General features: G+C 70.5%; 18 protein-coding genes and 1 pseudogene. 10 read left to right on the forward strand and 9 right to left on the reverse strand.

Translation table 11 applies throughout. The features are described 5' to 3' along the window. Positions 1-21 precede the first annotated feature (21 nt). Positions 22-516, forward strand: a complete 495-nt coding sequence (locus ACFWBN_RS22185; RefSeq protein ID WP_385178610.1) for a hypothetical protein — start codon at positions 22-24, stop codon at positions 514-516. Between the two features lie 206 nt (positions 517-722). Here the strand turns inward: ACFWBN_RS22185 and ACFWBN_RS22190 are convergent, their stop codons facing one another. Then, complete coding sequence (locus ACFWBN_RS22190) at positions 723-1,832, reverse strand: winged helix DNA-binding domain-containing protein (RefSeq protein WP_385178611.1); 1,110 nt, start codon at positions 1,830-1,832, stop codon at positions 723-725. A gap of 115 nt (positions 1,833-1,947) precedes the next feature. Beyond that, positions 1,948-2,931: an alpha/beta fold hydrolase gene (locus ACFWBN_RS22195; protein ID WP_385178612.1), complete on the reverse strand. Its 984-nt coding sequence runs from the start codon at positions 2,929-2,931 to the stop codon at positions 1,948-1,950. Positions 2,932-3,415: 484 nt separating this feature from the next. Here ACFWBN_RS22195 and ACFWBN_RS22200 point away from each other — a divergent pair. After that, positions 3,416-3,820 (forward strand): annotated as a pseudogene (locus ACFWBN_RS22200) (alpha-L-fucosidase); the annotation flags it as partial. A gap of 9 nt (positions 3,821-3,829) precedes the next feature. On the opposite strand, the gene ACFWBN_RS22205 reads toward ACFWBN_RS22200, so the two are convergent. The 3 genes from ACFWBN_RS22205 to ACFWBN_RS22215 all read right to left on the reverse strand — a co-directional run bounded on the left by ACFWBN_RS22205 (position 3,830) and on the right by ACFWBN_RS22215 (position 6,260). Then, entirely contained in the window at positions 3,830-4,552 is a 723-nt protein-coding gene (locus tag ACFWBN_RS22205) for a DUF6461 domain-containing protein (protein WP_385178613.1), read from the reverse strand. Positions 4,553-4,617: 65 nt separating this feature from the next. Next, positions 4,618-5,742: a hypothetical protein gene (locus tag ACFWBN_RS22210; RefSeq protein WP_385178614.1), complete on the reverse strand. Its 1,125-nt coding sequence runs from the start codon at positions 5,740-5,742 to the stop codon at positions 4,618-4,620. 74 nt (positions 5,743-5,816) lie between these two features. Further along, positions 5,817-6,260, reverse strand: coding sequence for a hypothetical protein (locus ACFWBN_RS22215; RefSeq protein ID WP_385178615.1), 444 nt, complete (start codon positions 6,258-6,260; stop codon positions 5,817-5,819). 296 nt (positions 6,261-6,556) lie between these two features. On the opposite strand from ACFWBN_RS22215, the gene ACFWBN_RS22220 reads away from it, so the two are divergent. After that, entirely contained in the window at positions 6,557-7,687 is a 1,131-nt protein-coding gene (locus tag ACFWBN_RS22220) for an FAD-dependent oxidoreductase (protein ID WP_385178616.1), read from the forward strand. Positions 7,688-8,035: 348 nt separating this feature from the next. Then, a complete protein-coding gene (locus tag ACFWBN_RS22225) occupies positions 8,036-8,158 on the forward strand; it encodes a hypothetical protein (protein ID WP_385178617.1) in 123 nt (40 codons plus the stop codon). A 29-nt stretch (positions 8,159-8,187) separates the two neighbouring features. On the opposite strand, the gene ACFWBN_RS22230 is transcribed toward ACFWBN_RS22225, so the two are convergent. The 3 genes from ACFWBN_RS22230 to ACFWBN_RS22240 form a co-directional block, all read right to left on the reverse strand. Then, complete coding sequence (locus tag ACFWBN_RS22230) at positions 8,188-8,592, reverse strand: hypothetical protein (protein WP_385178618.1); 405 nt, start codon at positions 8,590-8,592, stop codon at positions 8,188-8,190. A gap of 136 nt (positions 8,593-8,728) precedes the next feature. Further along, positions 8,729-9,292: a hypothetical protein gene (locus tag ACFWBN_RS22235; RefSeq protein ID WP_385178701.1), complete on the reverse strand. Its 564-nt coding sequence runs from the start codon at positions 9,290-9,292 to the stop codon at positions 8,729-8,731. A gap of 187 nt (positions 9,293-9,479) precedes the next feature. Continuing rightward, entirely contained in the window at positions 9,480-10,526 is a 1,047-nt protein-coding gene (locus ACFWBN_RS22240; protein WP_385178619.1) for a nuclear transport factor 2 family protein, read from the reverse strand. Positions 10,527-10,775: 249 nt separating this feature from the next. On the opposite strand from ACFWBN_RS22240, the gene ACFWBN_RS22245 reads away from it, so the two are divergent. Beyond that, positions 10,776-11,723, forward strand: coding sequence for a GlxA family transcriptional regulator (locus ACFWBN_RS22245; RefSeq protein WP_385178620.1), 948 nt, complete (start codon positions 10,776-10,778; stop codon positions 11,721-11,723). 241 nt (positions 11,724-11,964) lie between these two features. Beyond that, positions 11,965-13,185 (forward strand): cytochrome P450, encoded by a 1,221-nt coding sequence (locus tag ACFWBN_RS22250; RefSeq protein ID WP_385178621.1) that lies wholly within the window; start codon positions 11,965-11,967, stop codon positions 13,183-13,185. A gap of 23 nt (positions 13,186-13,208) precedes the next feature. Here the strand turns inward: ACFWBN_RS22250 and ACFWBN_RS22255 are convergent, their stop codons facing one another. After that, entirely contained in the window at positions 13,209-13,865 is a 657-nt protein-coding gene (locus ACFWBN_RS22255; RefSeq protein WP_385178622.1) for a TetR/AcrR family transcriptional regulator, read from the reverse strand. A gap of 167 nt (positions 13,866-14,032) precedes the next feature. Between ACFWBN_RS22255 and ACFWBN_RS22260 the strand changes: the two genes are divergently transcribed. The 4 genes from ACFWBN_RS22260 (at position 14,033) to ACFWBN_RS22275 (ending at position 18,256) form a co-directional block, all read left to right on the forward strand. Further along, on the forward strand, positions 14,033-14,674 hold the full coding sequence (locus tag ACFWBN_RS22260; RefSeq protein WP_385178623.1) for an SRPBCC family protein: 642 nt from the start codon (positions 14,033-14,035) through the stop codon (positions 14,672-14,674). 94 nt (positions 14,675-14,768) lie between these two features. Continuing rightward, on the forward strand, positions 14,769-16,331 hold the full coding sequence (locus tag ACFWBN_RS22265) for a multicopper oxidase family protein (protein ID WP_385178624.1): 1,563 nt from the start codon (positions 14,769-14,771) through the stop codon (positions 16,329-16,331). Between the two features lie 174 nt (positions 16,332-16,505). Beyond that, complete coding sequence (locus ACFWBN_RS22270) at positions 16,506-17,015, forward strand: hypothetical protein (RefSeq protein ID WP_385178625.1); 510 nt, start codon at positions 16,506-16,508, stop codon at positions 17,013-17,015. A 362-nt stretch (positions 17,016-17,377) separates the two neighbouring features. Further along, positions 17,378-18,256 (forward strand): hypothetical protein, encoded by an 879-nt coding sequence (locus ACFWBN_RS22275; protein ID WP_385178626.1) that lies wholly within the window; start codon positions 17,378-17,380, stop codon positions 18,254-18,256. Positions 18,257-18,497 lie beyond the last annotated feature (241 nt).

Consider the following 18,497-nt stretch of genomic DNA (forward strand, 5'->3'; position numbering starts at 1 on the left):
GAGGGTCATTACCCTCGAGACATGAACGTGTTTGACGGCGGCAACGGTCGGTACCTGGAGATGACCAACGGCGGCACGGCGGTGTTCGTGGACGTGCTGATGCTCGCCGTGTCCTCGCTGGCCCACCAGCCGTGGGACTTCCGTTTCGCCGCCCTGCTGACGCTCCAGGACCAGAACGTGATGGGACGCGGGGTGGTCGGCTTCGGCCTGGCGGACCTGGACTGGGGGGACACGCCGCAGGAGCGGGCCGCGGCCAAGGACTTCCTGCTGCGCGTCCTCGATCTGGCACTGTCCCGCCACCGGTGGGAGGAGCTGACGTACGAGCCGCCCCGGGTCGAGGGATACCTGCGCACGTACCGGGCGATGGTGGAGGAGTTCGACCCCGCGACGGCGAAGGCCGGTACGGGCGTCCTGCCCGGGCCGCAGGAGGCGGCGATGGCCTCGTGCGTACGCCACCGGGTACTGGACGCACTGCCGTTCTGGGAGGCGTGCGTGTTCTGCACAGCCGGGGTCTGAGGGACTGCGTCCCACGGTTCCGGTGTCAACGTGTGGCGGGCGCGGTCGGGGCGGCACCCGGGCCGACATCGTGGCCGTCAGCCTCACCCGGCGGCTGTCCGGTGGATGTGTCGGTTCAGGGGATCAGGTGCTGTCCTGGATCGACAGGCGTCGTTCCAGTGGGGTGCGGAAGCTGGGGCGGATGCGGATGTCGCCGAAGAAGGCGGTCAAGCGTGCGGTCTCGGTGGCGATGGCGCGGTGGGCGTCGCGGCCGGTGCCGATGCCGGTGTCGGCCAGGAGGTGGGTGACGATCTCGCCGTCGGGCGTTGGGCCCAGCCGCCGATGATGCGGCCGTGCCACCAGAGGGTGGGGCCGATGTTTCCGTACCTGTCGAAGAGTTCGGGGACGTGGGCGGGGTCGAGGTACCAGTCGCGGTGGCGCCAGCCCATGGGGGTCGGGTCGAGAGCGGGCAGCAGAGCCGCGGACGGCTCGGGGGCGGCGGGGGCGTCGAGGTGGGCGGGCAGGGCGTGGCCTGGGCCGCAGGTCAGGTCCACGCCGACGGCGTTGGTGCCGGCGAGGGCTTTGCGGGTGTCGGCGAGGGTCCAGCCGGTCCACCACTTGAGGTCCTCGGTGGTGGCGGGGCCGAAGGCGGTGAGGCAGGCGGTCGCCAGTTCGGCTCGGGCCTGGCCGGCGGGAAGTTCGGGGTGGGGCTCGGCGATCGTCCAGCGGAACTGGGAGGAGGCCCAGGTTCCCAGCGGGCGGCCGCGGCGGATGCGGCCCTCGGCGGCCAGGACGGACAGGACTCGGCTCGTGAGGCGGGGCCTGGACTCGTACGGCTTGCCCGGCGCCACGACGATCTGCTCTCTCAGCCGCGGTACGGCGTCCGCGAGCTGGGTCGCGGACGCCTCGCCGCGTTCCGCGAGCGCGGCGAGCACGGCCTGCTCGGTGGCCGCCAGCCAGCGTGCGTCATGGCCGAGCTGCTCGGTCAATACCTTGAGGAGGTTCTGGCGTTCCCGGGCCGCGACGGTGCGGGCGGTGGAGGCGTCGATCACGGGGGCCAGGGCGCGCGGGACGACGAACATGGTGCGGCGCATGCACAACATCCGCACCAGCTTCCGGTCCGTGTACAGGGCCCGCTCCACCTCGGAGACCGAGGGGGTGGCGAGGCGGGCGGCCAGGCTGAGGTGGACGCCGGCGGGGTCCGTGGCATGCAGGGCGACCATGGCATCGGCGACCTGTTCGGGAGTGGCCGCACGTGTTGCGGGGGTGAGCTGATGGCGGATGGTGAGCAGCCTTCGACGGTGCTCATCGGTGATCTTCGGTCGAGCCGGGGTCATGGCAGGCGCCGGGCGGCACGTGGCCGCCGCTGGCTGTCCCTTCAGATCGGAGCGGACAGACGGGGCGGCCCCGGACGGTGGTGACGCCCGGGGCCGCGGGAGCGGTGGGCGGGGGTCAGCCGTCCACGGCCGCGAGCCATTCGGTCAGCAGTTTGCCGACCTCCTCGGGGCGTTCCTGCTGGAGCCAGTGGCCGGCGCCGGCGAGGATGTGGGTGGCGTGGATGTTCGGCATGGTGTGCTCGAACGCCTTGATGACCTCGCCCTGCATGATGAGGGTGCCGTCCAGGGCGCCGCCGATGAACAGGGAGGGCTGGGTGATCGGGGCCCCCGCGTACGGCTGGAGGTCCTCCCAGTCCTGGTCGAAGTTGCGGTAACGGTTCAGCGCGCCGACCAGGCCGGTGCGTTCGAACTCGCCCGCATATACGTCGAGGTCGGCGTCGGACAGCCATGCGGGCTGCGCCTGGGGGAAGCGCACGCGCATCCGGTGGCCGGTGGGGACCAGCACGGCCGGGGGCTCGGTCGGGCCGGCCATGGTGTCGGGGGACATGGAGGCGTAGAAGCCGCGCAGCCAGCCCCGTACGTCGGGTTCGATCTCGGCCTCGACGCGGCCGGGCTCCTGGAAGTAGGCCACGTAGAACTCGTGCTCCGGGGGCGCCATGCGAGCGAACATCTCAATCGGCTTCGGTCCGCCCGCCGGCGCGTAGGGGACGGACATCAGGGCGACGGCGCGGAAGGTGTCCGGGGCGAGGAGCGCGGAGTTCGCGGCGATGACCGAGCCCCAGTCGTGGCCCACGATCACGGCCTGCTCCTCGCCGAGGGCCTTGACCACGGCGACGTTGTCGGCGACCAGGTCCCCGATGCGGTAGCCGGACACGTCAGAGGGCTTGGAGGAACGGCCGTAGCCGCGCACGTCGATCGCGACGGCCCGGTAACCGGCCGCGGCCAGCGCGGGGAGCTGGTGGCGCCAGGAGTACCAGCACTCCGGAAAGCCGTGCAGCAGCAGTACCAGAGGCCCGGCGCCCTGCTCGACCAGGTGGATCCGACCCGCAGGGCCCGCGATGGTGCGGTGGACCGGCTCGGTGGTGGCGCTGTTCGCCATGAGGATCATCCTCCAAGGATGCACATGAAGTAACAAAGGGTAGTCAAGCCGGTGCGCCGGGTCTCCCCAGCAGATTCGGCCAGGGCTGAAACATCCACTCTTGGAGGCGTATGTCGAACCCAGGGCGCGTCCGGCTTACGAGAATCACGCTAGGGCGAGTTGCGGACAGAAACGGTCCTAAAGCGCGTCGTGGGTCCGGCAATCTTCGCGGATCTCCACCAGCCGGCGGCAGGAGGGGGCAGCGGACGCAGGCAGTGCCGTAGGCGCGGGAGCCGGATCACCGGATCATCCCGCCGGGCAACGGCTGACCAGGCGCCCGTTGAGCACGACCTCCAGCCAGGTGTAGCAGTCGCGTCGGGTGAAAACAGACCAGCAATGGTGAGTGGGAACCCATGCGCGGAACAGGCGGCCCGGCATAGCTTCGAGCGGTGGCGCCGAGCGGCCGCCATCCTTCGCCGTCCCGCACCGAGGAGACCCCACGCCCATGCAGCCCTGGTTCTCCGATGCCAAGTTGGGCATCTTCATCCACTACGGCATCTACGCTGTCGACGGAGTCCCCGAGTCCTGGGCGTTCTACAACGGGCAAGTGCCGCACGACCAGTACATGCGGCAGCTGGACGGCTTCACGGCTTCCAGGTACGACCCGCAGGCCTGGGCGGAGTTGTTCGCCCGAGCAGGCGCCAGGTACGCCGTACTGACCGCGCGCCACCACGACGGGGTGGCCCTGTGGGCCACGGACCACGGCGACTTGAACGTCGTGCGCCACACGCCCGCCGGCCGCGACCTCCTGGTTGGCTACGCGGACGCACTGCGGGAGCAGGGCCTCAAGGTCGGCCTGTACTACTCGCACTCGGACTGGAACCACCCCGACTACGCGACCGTGGTCCACTGCGTTCCGTCAGAGCTGGTCGCGTCGGACGTGTGCGTACGTCCGCTCGCCGTGCGCGTCCGTGATGTCGATCGTGACGCTCTCCCACTCCGCGGCCGGCTCCTCCGGCACCTCGGCCGACTGGTACTCGGAGTTCGCCAGCAGGTCCGCGGTCAGCCGTACGCCGGTGAGGCGTTCGGCCAGCGCGAGGACCGCCGCCTTCGTGTCGGTGCCGGGATCCGGGTCGCCGTCCGGGTCGAGACCGAGCTCCCGCATCACGGCGTTGAGATCGTCGGGAGTGCTGCCCGTCCGGTCGGCCGCCCACTCGAAGGTGGTCCGCAGCACCCCGTCCTCGTACCAGTGGAAGAAGTCCATGGGCTTGCCGCCGTTGCTGGAATGCGAGACGGCCCGCGTCCCGGAGGAGAGGGCCTTCATGAAGCTCTCCCGCATCCCCAGCTCACCGCCGAACTCCAGGGCGAGGGTCCACTGGCCACCGGTGCCGGGGACGGTGAATGCTCCCGTGAGGATCGACTCGGGCCAGTCCTCGCTGCCGTAGAAGAGCTCCGAGTGCTCCTTGATCAGCTCGTCGAGTCCGTCGCACGGATCGCGCGGCTCCGCTCCCGCGATCCTGAACAGCTCGGCGGGGGAGACTCCCCGTACCAGCGTCAGGGTGTAGCCGACTTCCAGCGCGTACTGGAACGGCGAGGTCGAGGAGCGTATCCAGCCGTAGTCGGCTGCGGTGGCTGAGGTCATGCCGTACATCCTGTCAGTGACTGCCATATACATGTTCCTCGTCCACACCGCTGATCCGGTGACGGTCAGCCGTCGAAGCGCCTCCAGTCGATGGGGAGCTCGGCGAGCGGGGCGAGGGCGCTTCGGTGGGTGGCGCCGCACCAGGCATCGAACTCCTCGCCGTCCTCGGTGCTGACATACATGACCAGGCCGGGCGCCACGTAGAAACGGGTGGGAACCCAGGGCCAGAACGGGCGCAGGGGCACGAGGTGCAGGGCTTGCGTGAAGTGGTCGACTTGTGCCGCCGTAAGTCTGCGGGGCAGGGCCAGGTAGTCGGCGCCCATGGAAGCCTCGAAGAGGGAGAACTGGATCAGGAAGCCACTGAGCGGTTCCTGTTCTGCAATCGGCTCCTCGTCGAACTCACGGAACCAGACGGTCGGATCGGCCTCAGGACCGTCAAGCGTCCACAGGAGCGACCAGAAGAAGCCGCCTTGGTTCTCGACGCCGAAGACGAGCATCTCCCCGAGAGGGTCGGTGTGCAGCTCGGGCTCGCGCAGGATGCTGTTCTGGACTCCGAGGACCTTTGGCCGCTGCTCCGCGAGCCGGTAGAGCTGATCCAGTCCACGAGGCACAGGGGACACGGAGCGGGCGGACGGCGGTTCGGCGTCGGCGAGGGCGGGGTACCAGCCGGTGACGAACTCCTCCAGCGCTGCCGCACGGTCGCCGTTCACATGCCTGAGCCAGTCCAGGCCAGGAAGGTTCACGGGGGGACGGGGTGGACGGACCCGGTCGAGGACTTCCCTGGTCAACGGTGACCCAAGGCGCAGTTGGCAGTCGGTGAGAACACCGTCTGCTGTGCCGACCTGGCCCACCTGGGCGGTGCCCAGGTACAGGACCTCTTCCTCCTCTACGCGGACCGCGACGTGGATCGGCAACGGGCCTTCGTCCGAACCCCAGGGCGACGCCAAGAGCCGATCGGTCACCGGCGCCGGGGCGGGACCGTACACACGGACCTCTTCCGCGTTCCACACACCGCTCCTGGCCGGGTCGTCACCCGCTTCCGCGATGATCAGCATCCCGGACGGGCCTATGACGACGTCGGCACCACCCGCCGTGAAGCGCCCGGCCATCGCAGAGTCGCCGACCATGTCGGGTATGCACTCCGCATCGAACACCATCGCCGGAATCACGGCGGGAAGCTGGTCAGTCACCCCCGCATCATCCTCGATCACCAACGGGCACCCCAACTGCCAGTGCCGACATGGCGGCCATCACGAGATCCGCGTCAGGTCCCGGAGGGGGAGAAGTCTCCCTCCGACTCCTTGGGGCCGCCGGCGTACGCGGCTCGCGCGGCGGCGGCCGGCTCCAGCAGGAGGCAGCCGTCGAGCTCCACCGGCCGCCGCTCCTCCGGCTGCCACCCACGGGCCAGCGCTACGCCGAGCAGGGCCCGGGCGGCGCCCGGCTCGTGCAGGTTCAGGCCTGCGCCCTGGGTGAAGCCCACGTCCCCGGAGCCCGTGTAGGCCCCACCCGGGACGTACCGGCCGGGCCCCTCGGTGAAAACGATGCGCAGCGGGCCGCCCGTACCGGCCGGCTGCGGGGAGAAGGTGAGGATCTGGCGGCAGTCCACGGACCGGCCGTCATTGTCCTTTCGGTGGCTGTGGCGCATCGTCCACATGTACGGGCGCCCGTCGGCGACCAGCGGGCGGGGTTTCTTCGCATGGCGAGGCACGTGGCCGAGGGTACGCGGCTTGATGCGGGAGCGGCCGACCTTTATCCGCGGACAGAAGTCGGCCGCCGGGTTCCGCTTTGCCGGGGCGGAGTCCGGTCAGCCGCCGAAGCGCGCGCTAGGCAGCTCCCGGCTGATCGGCGCGTTGACCAGGGGTGATCGGGCGGCAGAGCCGCGGTGTCGGTCGTCTGTCGGGGGCTGTAGGTCCGATGTCGGCTGCTCGTCGGCGGGCCCTGACACCTTTCCAGAGACGGTCGGCCGGAGCTCACCGGCGGCCCGATCCCGAAGGAGCCACCACCATGCACACGCCCGTCACGATCATCGGCGCGGGACTCGGCGGACTCACGCTGGCCCGTGTCCTGCACGTCCACGGAATCCCGGCCACTGTCTACGAGGCCGAGCCCTCCCCGTCGGCGCGCACGCAGGGCGGGATGCTCGACATCCACGACTACAACGGACAGCTCGCCCTCAAGGCGGCCGGCCTGATGGACGAGTTCCACGCCATCGTCCTGGAGGGCCGCCAGGCGATGCGGGTCCTCGACCGGGACGGAACCGTCCTGCTCGACAAAGCCGACGACGGCACGGGCGGACGCCCCGAGGTGCAGCGCGGCGAGTTACGACAGATCCTGCTCGACTCGCTTCCGGCCGGCACCGTCCGGTGGGGGCACAAGGCAAGTAGCACCCGCGCCCTCGGCGAGGGCCGCCACGAGGTGACGTTCGCAGACGGCACCGCCGTCGTCACCGGCCTGCTGGTCGGTGCGGACGGCGCCTGGTCACGGGTCCGGCCGCTGCTCTCCACCGCCACACCCGAGTACGCCGGCACCTCGTACGTCGAGACCTATCTCTTCGACGCCGACACCCGCCATCCCGCCGCCGCGAAGGCGGTCGGCGGCGGGATGCTGATCGCGCCCGCGCCCGGCAAGGACATCTTCGCCCACCGGGAGACCGGCGACACCCTGCACACCTACGTGGCGCTGGCCAGGCCGCAGGACTGGTTCGCCGCCATCGACTTCACCGATGCCGCCGCGGCCACGGCGCGGATCGCCCGGGAGTTCGACGGCTGGGCGCCGGAACTCACCGCCCTGATCACCGACGGCGACACCGCGCCGGTCCTGCGCCCCCAGTACGCTCTGCCCGCCGAACACCGGTGGGACCGGGTGACCGGGGTGACCCTGATCGGCGACGCTGCCCACCTCGCGCCCCCGAACGGCGAAGGCGCCAACCTCGCCATGCTCGACGGTGCCGAACTCGGCCAGGCCCTCGCCGAGCACCACGACGACATCGAGGCCGCGCTCACCGAGTACGAGCAGGCCATGTTCCTCCGCAGCGCCGAGGACGTCGCCTTCGACAGTGCCGAGCTCTCCGAGATCATCTCGGGCGACAACGCAGCCCAGCGGCTGATCGACATGAGCACCGAGAAGGGCCGATGAGCCGCTAGCCGAGGTCACGACGGCGGCTGTCACCTCCTACTCCGGTCCCTCACCCGCCCCATGACTTCCGTTCGTGGAACGGTCACCGTGACCGTTCCACGAACGGCTCCACAATCCTCGCGACTCCGCAGGAAGAACGCCTTGAGGACCGGGCCCGCGCCGCCGAGCGCAGGAACGACCTCACCCAGGCATCGATGATCGAAACGAACATCACGATCGTGCCTTCCGGTATTCACGCAGGGTCGGCCACCCCACACCGAAGATCGCGAATCCCAGCAACCAGGCCATCCTCGGCCTCCACATCACACCACGACCGGCGTCATCACCAATTCGCCCAGCTACTGTTCGATGCGGCCCGCCCCCGCGCGCCGCCCCGCACCCGGCCGCGTCCGACGCAGCAAGGCACCCCTCCTGGTCACCCTCCTTCTCCTGCTGGCCGTGCTCGCCATCGCCGTCTGGTGGTTTGCCTGACAACCGCACTCATCTGCTGGTGAGGCCTGTCACAGCCGACCCGAGCCCTCGCCCTCGCGTAGTAGCCATTCCCTGACCGAAGGAGCATGGTCAAGGAGCTGTCTGACCTGCATGCCTTCCTCGCGTGAGGTCACCCTCGGCAGCGGGGTGAAGTCTTCGGGAAGTACGTCCAGCAGGCTCAGCACACGGTCTCCCGCGCGCAGAGTGATCAACAGCTCGCACCGCAGCTGACGTGGAACGTCCGGGCGGTGGGACAGGCTGTGCCAGAGGGCCGGCCACAAGTAGTGGGTTCCGTCGGGCGCCGCATTCGCTTGCACCCACGCCGGGTCCAGCCGCTGGCTCAGGCCGAGGTCACGCGCCCGCTCCTCCAGCCTGAACAGCGAGGCCGAATCGACGACTTTCACCTCACGAGGCAACGGCTGATCGAAGTGCATCGCCCCATGCTGCCCGACAACACCCCACGACGAGGAGGCGACCCCAAAGAGTCATTCCGTGAGGACCTGAGCCCGTACCGCTACGGGGACGGCGGTGAGTCGTTCACCGACGTCTCCACTGGCTATTTGTCAGCGGTCACGATTCCCGATGGGGACGGCGGATGCGGGCGGTGTTCGTGACCGCGTACGCGTGTCGGTCCACGTTCCACTCCAGCGGCAGGGCCTCGTCGCAGAACACGCAGACGAAGTCGCCGTCGCGCACGACATTCAGCTGCCGGCAGGCAGGGCAGCGCCGGAACACCACCTCGTGCGTGAAGCCGGAAGGGCGAACGATCCCGGCCCGGTCCAGGGCCTTGGCGACGGCCGGCCAGGAGCTGACGTCCGGGCAGTATCCGGTCGACTGATTGCTGACCTCGTCGACCGCCCACCTGCCGGACTCCGCGCTGAAGCTGATCTCACCAGCGCCCAGTACCTCGTCTCCAGCAGCACACACCACGTGCTCGCTGCGCCGCGGCGCGAGCCTCAGGACTCCAGCCGTATCGACAACGAAGGTGAAGGGCTCGGCCAACTCCTGCGCCGTCTGAGTCGCGGCCCACTCGTTGAAGTCGGCCGACGAATGGATGCTCCGACCCTCGCCGCCCTGCCGGACAAGGGTCCTCAACTCCGCTGGTCCGACGTAGCGATAGCTCCACTGCTGCATGCTCACGCTCGCCCTCGGCGGGCGGGCTGGTCAAAGGGCTCGTCATCCACCCACCGGACCGCTTCGGCACGCAGCTGGACCACGAGCTTCCCCCTCCCCCCGATCAAGGCCACAGGCAGATGTCAGTGTCCTGTACCGCCCAACCCACCCCGTACTCGCGAGCCTCCGGCCAACCCAGCCCCAGGCTCTAGCTGAAGAAGGGGTCGTCCACCACGTGGGCCCAGCCGCCGTCCGGCTGGCGTCGGAGGATCTCCGTGGTGGTGGAGATGACCGGCTCGGGGCCGACACCGGTGAGGGTGGCGGTGTTCGATACCAGGGCGATGTCGTCCACCCGTCGGATGTCGCGCAGTTCGAGCGTGAGGCGGGCGCCCGTGTCGATCAGCTCTTGCAAGCCCTTCCGGATGGGCGCGGCGCCCACCAGGTGGGTTCCAGGGGTGGGGACGAAGTGGGCGTTCGGCTCGTACAGCGACACCAGGCCCTCGATGTCACCCGCCTCCAGGTACTCCATGAACATGGCCCCCACCTGCTCGGGCGTCTCGGCGCGGCGCCGGGCCGAGACGCCGACGGGCTTGTCGCCCCAGCCCGCCGCAGCGAGCAGGTCGTACCAGTCGGGATGGGCGCCATAGGGCAGATGGTGGCGGAGCAGGGTGCCCGGAAAGGTCATCGGGGACGCCTTGTGCGGCTTGGCCTTGGCTTGGGTGACGATCGCGTCGCTGAGCGCGTAGCCCAGGTCCATGCGGGGGAGCAGCGCGTGCACCTCGTCGGCGAGGCCGGGCGGAAGGTCCTCACGCCGGATTCCGAGGATGTCGGTGCCGATGCCGGCCTGCGCCAGCGCCACCTCCGTGCCCTTCCGCCCGGCGATGCCGTTCGAGGTGTGCAGGGCGATGGCGTCCCAGGCGATGGCGATGCGCCGTTCCTCGACGCCGCGTTCGCGGAGGAAGGCCGCTGCGGTGTCGGCGCCGTCGACTTCGAATCGCTGGTCGCCGTTGCCCTCCTCGCTCACCCCGATGTCATGCAGGACGCAGCTGAGGAACAGCAGTTCGTCGTCGTAGTCGGCGCCGGCGTTCAAGCCCTGGTTCTGGGCGTGGGCTCGGGCGAAGACGTAACTGCGCACGCTGTGATGGAAGACGAAGTCGGGCGTGGCCCTGGCCACGTAGGCGTAGGCGTCCCGGGTGAGGTGCGTGTCGGGGAGGCGGAGCTGCTCGAAGACGGGCGGGGGTGCGTCAGTGGTCATGGTGTGGCCCTTTCGTTCGGACTGTGCGACTGAGGCGGAGTGCGTGCAGTCGGGTGGCGAATGGGCTGACCTGCGCGGCCACGATCTTTGTCCATGACGCTCGTCTGGGACGTCTCGCGGTGCAGGTCCCCGGTCTGGCGATATCGCCGGCATCGGTCATGAGACGACCGTAGGCGCGATCCGGGCGAAGCAGTCATTGGCATGAGTGCCATGCAGCGATAGGATCGTGCCATCACCGCGGGAGGTGAGATGTCAGGCGAAAAGCACCGCGTGGTCGTGCTGGCTCTAGAAAACGTCCTCGCACTCGACATCGGGATCCCGTTGCAGGTCTTCGGGAGCTGGCCGGATGGCCCCTACACGCTGACGGTGTGCGCGGAACGGCCCGGGCTCGTCGCGATGCACGGCGGCCCCGTGCTGTCGGTCGTCGATGGGTTGGACGCCCTCGCTACCGCAGACACCGTGGTGGTCCCGGGGTACTACGAGCCCGCCACACCCTCCGCCGCGGTCAGCGCCGCGCTCGCGGAGGCGGCAGCTCGGGGCAGCCGCATGGTGTCGATCTGCCTGGGCGCGTTCGCCCTTGCCGCCGCCGGTCTGCTCGACGGCCGACGGGCCACCACGCACTGGCAGTACGCAGCGACACTGGCGAAGCAGTACCCACGGGTGACGGTGCAGTCGGAGGCTCTGTACATCGACGAAGGCCACGTGCTGACCTCCGGCGGCGTCACCGCCGGCCTCGACCTGTGCCTGCACGTCATCCGCCGCGATCACGGCACCCGACTGGCGAACCAGCGAGCACGTCTGCTGGTCGCCGCGCCTCACCGCACGGGCGGTCAGGCCCAGTTCACAGACCTGCCGGTGCCCCCCGACCCGGATGACGGACCGGCGCCGGTGTACGAGTGGGCCCTGTGCAACCTGCACCAGCCGCTCACCGTCGACCAGTTGGCGCGCCAGGCCGGGATGTCGCGCCGCACTCTCATCCGCCGCTTTCACTCCGACACCGGCCGCCCGCCCATGCGTTGGCTACTCGACGCACGGCTCCGCCTCGCACGGGAGCTCCTGGAATCGAGCGACCTGACGGTGGAAGCGGTCGCACGACGCTGCGGCCTGGGCACGCCGGCCAACTTCCGGACCCTTTTCAAAGCCCACGTCGGAGTGCCGCCCCGCGCGTACCGAGAGACGTTCAACTCGCCCCGCTGAGCAAGATGCGACGTCCGGCACCTTCGTGAGTGCCGGCCGACGGGCGCGCCCTGCACCCGCAGAACGCGCGGACGGCTCGACTCCACGGTCAGGGCTTCGACCGCCTGGCCGCATGGGTCCGCCTGTCCGCCTGTCCGCCCGGCGACAGGCCGACCGGTCAGCGGACCCGGCGTTGCCGGATCTTTCAGTGTATATCTCCCTTCAGCGGTGAGGGCGACGTCGACGTACTTCCGGAGGCACCATGAGCGAGCGGCCCGTCCTTCTGCCCTACGCCGATCCGGCCTTCGTCGCCGACCCCTTCCCCCTGTACCGGCAACTGCGCGAGGACGCCCCCGTGCACCGTGCGGTCATCGCGGGCGGTCTGGAAGCCTGGCTCGTCACCCGATACGAAGACTGCCTCGCGGCCCTGTCCGACCTCCGCCTCAGCAGCGACGTCCGCGACGCCTCGGACACCCGCCTCCTGGCGCAGCTGCCGGAAACGGAGCGCGAGTCGATCCTGAGCAACATGCTGCGCAGCGACCCGCCCGACCACACCCGACTGCGCCGCCTGGTCTCCAAGGCGTTCACCGCCCGCAGAGTGGCCGGGATGCGGCCCCGGATCCAGGCCGTCACCGACGGCCTGCTGGACGCGATCGTCCCGGCCGGCCGCGCCGACCTCGTCGCCGACTTCGCGCTGCCGCTCCCCGTCACGGTGATCGGCGAACTGCTCGGGGTGCCGGCGGACGACCGCCACGACTTCCAGCGCTGGACCGACCGCATGATCACGCGGGTCGCGCAGCTCCCGGATCCCGCCGTCGTGAACGAGGCGTGGCAGCACATGCGCGCGTACGTGACGGAGCTGATCCTGGCCAAGCGCGCGCACCCCGGCGACGACCTGCTCAGCGCCCTCATCACCGCCCGGGACGAGGAACAGCAGCTCTCCGAGGACGAGTTGATCGCCATGGTGTTCCTGCTGTTGGCGGCCGGCTACATCACCACGGTCAACCTGATCGGCGGAGGCATCGCCACCCTGCTCGCCCATCCCGACCAGCTCGACCTGCTGCGCTCCGACCCCGGGCTGCTGCCGGGCGCGATCGAGGAGTTCCTCCGCCACGACGGCCCGGTCAGCCCCGGCATCACCCGGTTCGCGCGCGAAGACGTCGAGATCGCGGGCGTGACCGTCCCGCGCGGCGCGACCGTACTGATCGCCTCGGCCATCGCCGACCGCGACCCGGCACGCTTCCCGGCCCCCGACCGCCTCGACATCACCCGGCAGGACAACGCCCACCTCGCCTTCGGGCACGGCATCCACTACTGCCTGGGCGCGCCGCTGGCCCGGCTGGAGGGCCAGATCGCCATCGGCACCGTCCTGCGCCGGCTCACCGGACTCGCCCTCGCCGTACGACCGGAGGAGCTGCGCCTGCGCAGCGGCGGACTACGCGGCCCCGAGAGCCTGCCGGTGACCTTCACCCCCGGCGGCTGACACCGGACCCGGCTGCCGCAACGTCAGCTGCCGTGCGCCCGCAGGTCGTCGAGTTCGGCGGTGAAGAGCAGGGCGGGGTCGAAGCCCATGGTGGCGAAGTGCCCGGCGAGTTCGAGGGACAGGACGCCGTGCAGGCGGGTCCAGAAGGCCAGGAAGCGGTGGAGGGCCTCGGGCGGGGCGGGGTGGCCGGCGGCCCATTCGCGGTGCTCCGCCAGATGGGCGGTGAACGGCGTCGCGGGGGAGGGCGGGGCACCCGGTGTCGTGCAGGCGTCGAGCAGGGTGGTCATGATCTCGGCGGAGATGGCGGTGGTGTCCTCGGGTGCGTGGTAGCCGGGGATGGGGGTGCCGTAGATCAGGAAGTACCGCTGGGGGTCCGCGAGGGCCCAGTCGCGCAGGGCGTGTGCCAGTCCGGCCAGGTCGGCGCCGGCGGCGGAGGCCGTGCGGAGGGTGTCGGCGAGGCTTCGGTAGGCGTCCCGGACGAGTTCGGTGATCAGTTCGTCCCGGCCGGCGAAGTAGCGGTAGAGCGCCGGTCCGCTCACGCCCATCTGCTTGGCGATCGCATTGAGGGAGAGCGCGGACGCCCCCGCCGCGGCGATCTGCTCCCAGGCGTGCTCCTTGATCTCCGCGCGTACCTGGGTCCGGTATCGCTCCCGCGGGGTCTCTGTGCCCGTTCCCGCCATGACCAGCCGCCTTCCCCGTGCACCCGGCAACCAGGCAACCATCTCAAGTGAGTTAGAAGGTATCACGCAACCTATTGCCCCTCAGTCAGGAGGGTTATAGCCTCTAACAATCGATTGAGCCTCTATCGATCGGCAAGGCCCGCCCACCGAACGCCAAAGGGGAACTCATGTCCGGCATCCGCCCCGCCTCCCTCCGCGCCGCCCTGTTCACCATCCCGCTCGCCGTCGGCCTCCTCGGCACCATCGCGGCACCCGCCGGGGCAGCGGCTTCCCCCGGCCCCCGCCCCGCCAAGTCACTCACCTGCCGCGGGGCCGGCGTCGACCCCGACGCGCGCGTCCGGCACCGCGCCGAGATCTTCATCAACGCGCCGCTGCGCACGGTCTGGAAGCTGCAGACCGACGTCGAGCGCTGGCCGTCCTGGCAGGCTCCTGTGACGACCGCGGAACGCCTCGACGACGGCCCTCTCCGCCAGAGTTCGGTCTTCCGGTGGACGACCCCGGTACCCCCCAACCCGACTCCGGCCACCAGCCTGGAGATCACCTCGACCGTCGAACAGCTCCGGCACCACTCCTGCATCCGCTGGACGGGCCCCGCGACGGGCGAGGGACTGCACATCGACGGCGTCCACGTGTGGAACCTCACCGCGACCCGCGGCGGAGTCCGGGTGAGCACCGAGGAGACCCATACCGGTCCTCAGGTCGACGCGGACGTCCCCACCGCGACAGCCATCCTCCGCCAGGGACTCGAAACATGGCTGAGCGAGCTGAAGGCCACCGCCGAGGCCCGCGCCGGCAACCGGCCGAACTGACCCGCGCCCCCGAACCGCCTCGGGGGCGGTGTCGGGGCCGGCTCCGGGTCGGCCCCCGATGTGGGGCCCGAGCGCCGTCCGTAGCGTCATGGCCATGTCGAAAAACGGGAACAACGGGACCGGCGGCAAGCGTCGGATGCCGCGTGGGAAGCGGGTGTTGCTGATCCTCGGTTCGCTGATCGCGGGCTTCGCCCTCGTCATCGGCGGGCTCTTCACCTGGCTCTACACCGGGGCCAAGGTGTCCACGGTCGGCGCGGTGGACTTCCGCAACGCCCTCGCGGTGCCGCCCCTCGCCGCGTCCACCGTGGAGGCGGACGGGACCCGCGTCTTCGACCTGCGCATGCAGGCGGGGGAGACCGAGTTCACCCCCGGGACCAGGACCCCGACCTGGGGCTTCAACGGCAGCCACCTCGGCCCCACCCTCCGCGCGGCGAAGGGCGAGAAGGTCCGGGTCAAGGTGGCCAACAACCTGCCGGAGGAATCCACCGTCCACTGGCACGGCATGCACCTGCCCGCCGCGATGGACGGCGGCCCGCACCAGATGGTGCCGGCGGGCGGCAGCTGGGCCCCCGAGTGGACGGTCCAGCAGCCGGCCTCGACCCTCTGGTACCACCCGCACCCGCACGGTGCGACCGAGACGCACGTCCAGCGCGGCCTCGCGGGCCTGTTCCTCCTGGACGACGCGGAGTCGGCGGCCCTGCCCCTGCCCGGGACGTACGGGGTCGACGACATCCCGGTCATCGTCCAGGACGTGACCTTCGACGGCGCCAAGCTCGACCACGGCCACAAGCTGATGCGCAACGTCGGCTTCCTCGGCGACCGGACGATGGTCAACGGCACGCCGGCCCCGTACGTCACCGTCCAGGACGAACTGGTCCGGCTGCGCCTGCTGAACGCCTCCACCGCCCGCGTCTACACCTTCGGCCTCGACGACGGCCGCACCTTCCGGCAGATCGCCTCGGACGGCGGCCTCCTCGAAGCCCCGCACACGACCGGCCGCCTGCGCCTGTCGCCGGGGGAGCGCGCGGAGGTCGTCATACGGATGCAGCCGGGCGAGCGGAGGGTCCTGCGCTCCTACCCCCTGGACGCAGGCCTGGACTTCTGGAACCAGCGCTTCGGGGGCGGCGACGACTCCTTCGACGTGATGCAGCTGCGCGCGGCGCCCACCCTGAGGCCGTCGGCGGAGCTGCCGGGGACGCTGGTGGCATCGGCGCTCCCCACCGGCGAGGACTCGGCCCGCAGCCGCTTCTTCGAGCTCAAGATGTCCGGCATCAACGGCCGGAAGATGGACATGTCCAGGGTGGACGAGACGGTCACCCGCGGCACGGCCGAGACCTGGACCCTCCGCAACAACGACGGGATGCCGCACAACTTCCACGTCCACGACGTCCAGTTCCGCATCCTTGACATCAACGGCGCAGCCCCGCCACCGCCCTTGCGCGGGCCGAAGGACACCGTCTTCATCGCGTCCGGTTCGACGGTGCGCATCGCCCTGCGCTTCGACGGCCCCGCGGACCCGGACACCCCGTACATGTACCACTGCCACCTGCTGTACCACGAGGACCAGGGCATGATGGGCCAGTTCGTGGTGGTCGACCCCGGTGGGTCGGCCGCCGCCCCGAAGCCCCCGCCCACGTCCGGCTCACACCGGCACTAGCCCAGGCCCGGGAGGTCGAACGGGTCCCCCGAGCGGCCGCGGCCACCGCCAGTGGCACCCGGGGGAGCGGGTACGCCGTCTGGCGTACGCGCGTAGCCATCGGGCACCATCAGTGTGCTCCACCTGCACAGCACCCAGCGCCACAGCCAGCGGTCACCGGCAGGAGGCACTTCCGTGAAGACCCGTTCCGTCCTCACCACTCTCTTACTCGTCCTCGGCGCACTCTTCGCACCCGGCTTCGGAGTCCTGGTCACGACGACCGACGCCCACGCCGCCGGCAAGATCAGCCACGCCACCGCCACCTCGATGTTCCGCCAGGTCGGCATCACGTGGTCCTCGTCGGGCAACTGCTCCGACCGGAACAACCCCACCTGTACGTCATTCGAACAACTCAACCTCGCCACCGCTCAAGGCGCCCAGACGCTCAAGCGCGCCACCGGCTGCGCCCTGAACATCACCGGCGGCACCGAGACGGGCCACGCTTCCGGCACCTATTCGCACTGGAACGGCTACAAGCTCGACTACGCCAAGGGCACCTGCGTCACCAACTACATCAAGGGCACCTTCACCTACATCGGTCTGCGCGGCGACGGCGCACCCCAGTGGAAGTCGGGCTCGGGGAACATCTACGCCGACGAGGGCAACCACTGGGACGTCCTCTACTACAACTGCGGCGGCTGCTGACCGCCCACACCGGGCAAGCGCTACGGACGGCCGCGGACTCGGCACCGTGGAACGGCGCGCACGACACCCGACCGCAGGGGCGGGGCGGGCCCGGCCGGGCCGATGTGCTCGGCTCGCTCGCCCCGCCACCGCGGCAACCGACGGCCGACGTGAGGCGGGCCTCGGGAAACGGGTGTGCGAATATCGGTGCGGCGTGATAGTCACTACCCTCACGGGAGGTGATCAACGCTCTCCCCGTTCGAACGTATCAAGGGGTGGGGGGCATGACATTGCTCCGTCAATGGGGACTCACGCTGGGGAAATGGGCGGGTAGACCCGTCGCGCGGGTCCAGGAGGACTCGGGCGATCCCGCCGTGCGGCGCGTGCGCGATGCCGCCGCGGCAGCGGACTGGGACGCCGTACGCGAGGTGCTCGAAGCGCGTCCCGAGAGCGACGACCGGACCGAGCTGCTGTGGGCCGTCGGCGACACCGCGGGGGTGGAGCGGTGGATCGCCGGAGTCCTCGAAGCGGATCCCGACGCCGCCCTGCCGCGGCTCGTGGCGGGGATCCGCCACATCAGCTGGGGCTGGGAGGCGCGGACCGGGGCCCGGGCCAAGGACGTCTCGCGCGAGCAGTTCGAGGTCTTCCACGCGCGGCTGCGTACCGCCGAGCAGTACCTGTACGAGGTCGCCGAGCGCGAGCCCCAGTGGACCTCGCCCTGGTACGGCCTCCAGATCACCGGCCGCGGCCTCCAGGTCGGTCAGACGACCGCGCGACGCCGCTTCGAGGCGACGGTGCGCCGCGACCCGTACCACCTGGGAGCACACCAGCAGCAGCTGCAGCAGGTCTGCGAGAAGTGGAGCGGTTCGCACGAGGAGATGCACGCCTTCGCCCGCGCGTCCGCGTTCGGCGCCCCCGCGGGAACGCAGCTGGGCCAGCTCGTCGCCATCGCCCACCTCGAACACTGGCTCTCCCTCGACGCCGGACCGGACGCCGCCTACATGCGCCGGCCCGAGGTCACGGTGTCCCTGCGAGAGGCCGCCGACCACTCGTTCCGTCACCCGGACTTCGTTCGCGGCGGAGGGTGGGTCCAGGTCCTCAACACCTTCGCGATGGCCTTCTCGCTGGCCGGGGACCGTGACGCCGCGCGGGAGTGCTTCCGCATCACCGACGGCCGCGTCACCGAGTTCCCCTGGTACTACCTGAACGGCTCCAACCCGGCCGCGGCCTACCGCGAGCAGCGCTCCTCGATCGGACGCTGAGACACGGGGACGACGGGGCGACGGGACAACGGGGCGACGGGGACAACGGGGACGAGGGGCGACGGGGCGGCGAGCCGCGGGAGCGGCGAAGGCCCCGCCGGCCACCGGCCCGCCACCCCGTCGCCCCTCGTCCCGGCCCGCCACCCCGGCCCGCCACCCCGGCCCGCCACCCCGGCCCGCCACCCCGCCCCGCAGCGAGTGCCCCGGCCCTGACGGCCGTCGCTCCGCGCCCTCCCGGCAG

It is taken from the genome of Streptomyces sp. NPDC059989 (assembly GCF_042736975.1).
Classification (GTDB): Bacteria; Actinomycetota; Actinomycetes; order Streptomycetales; family Streptomycetaceae; genus Streptomyces.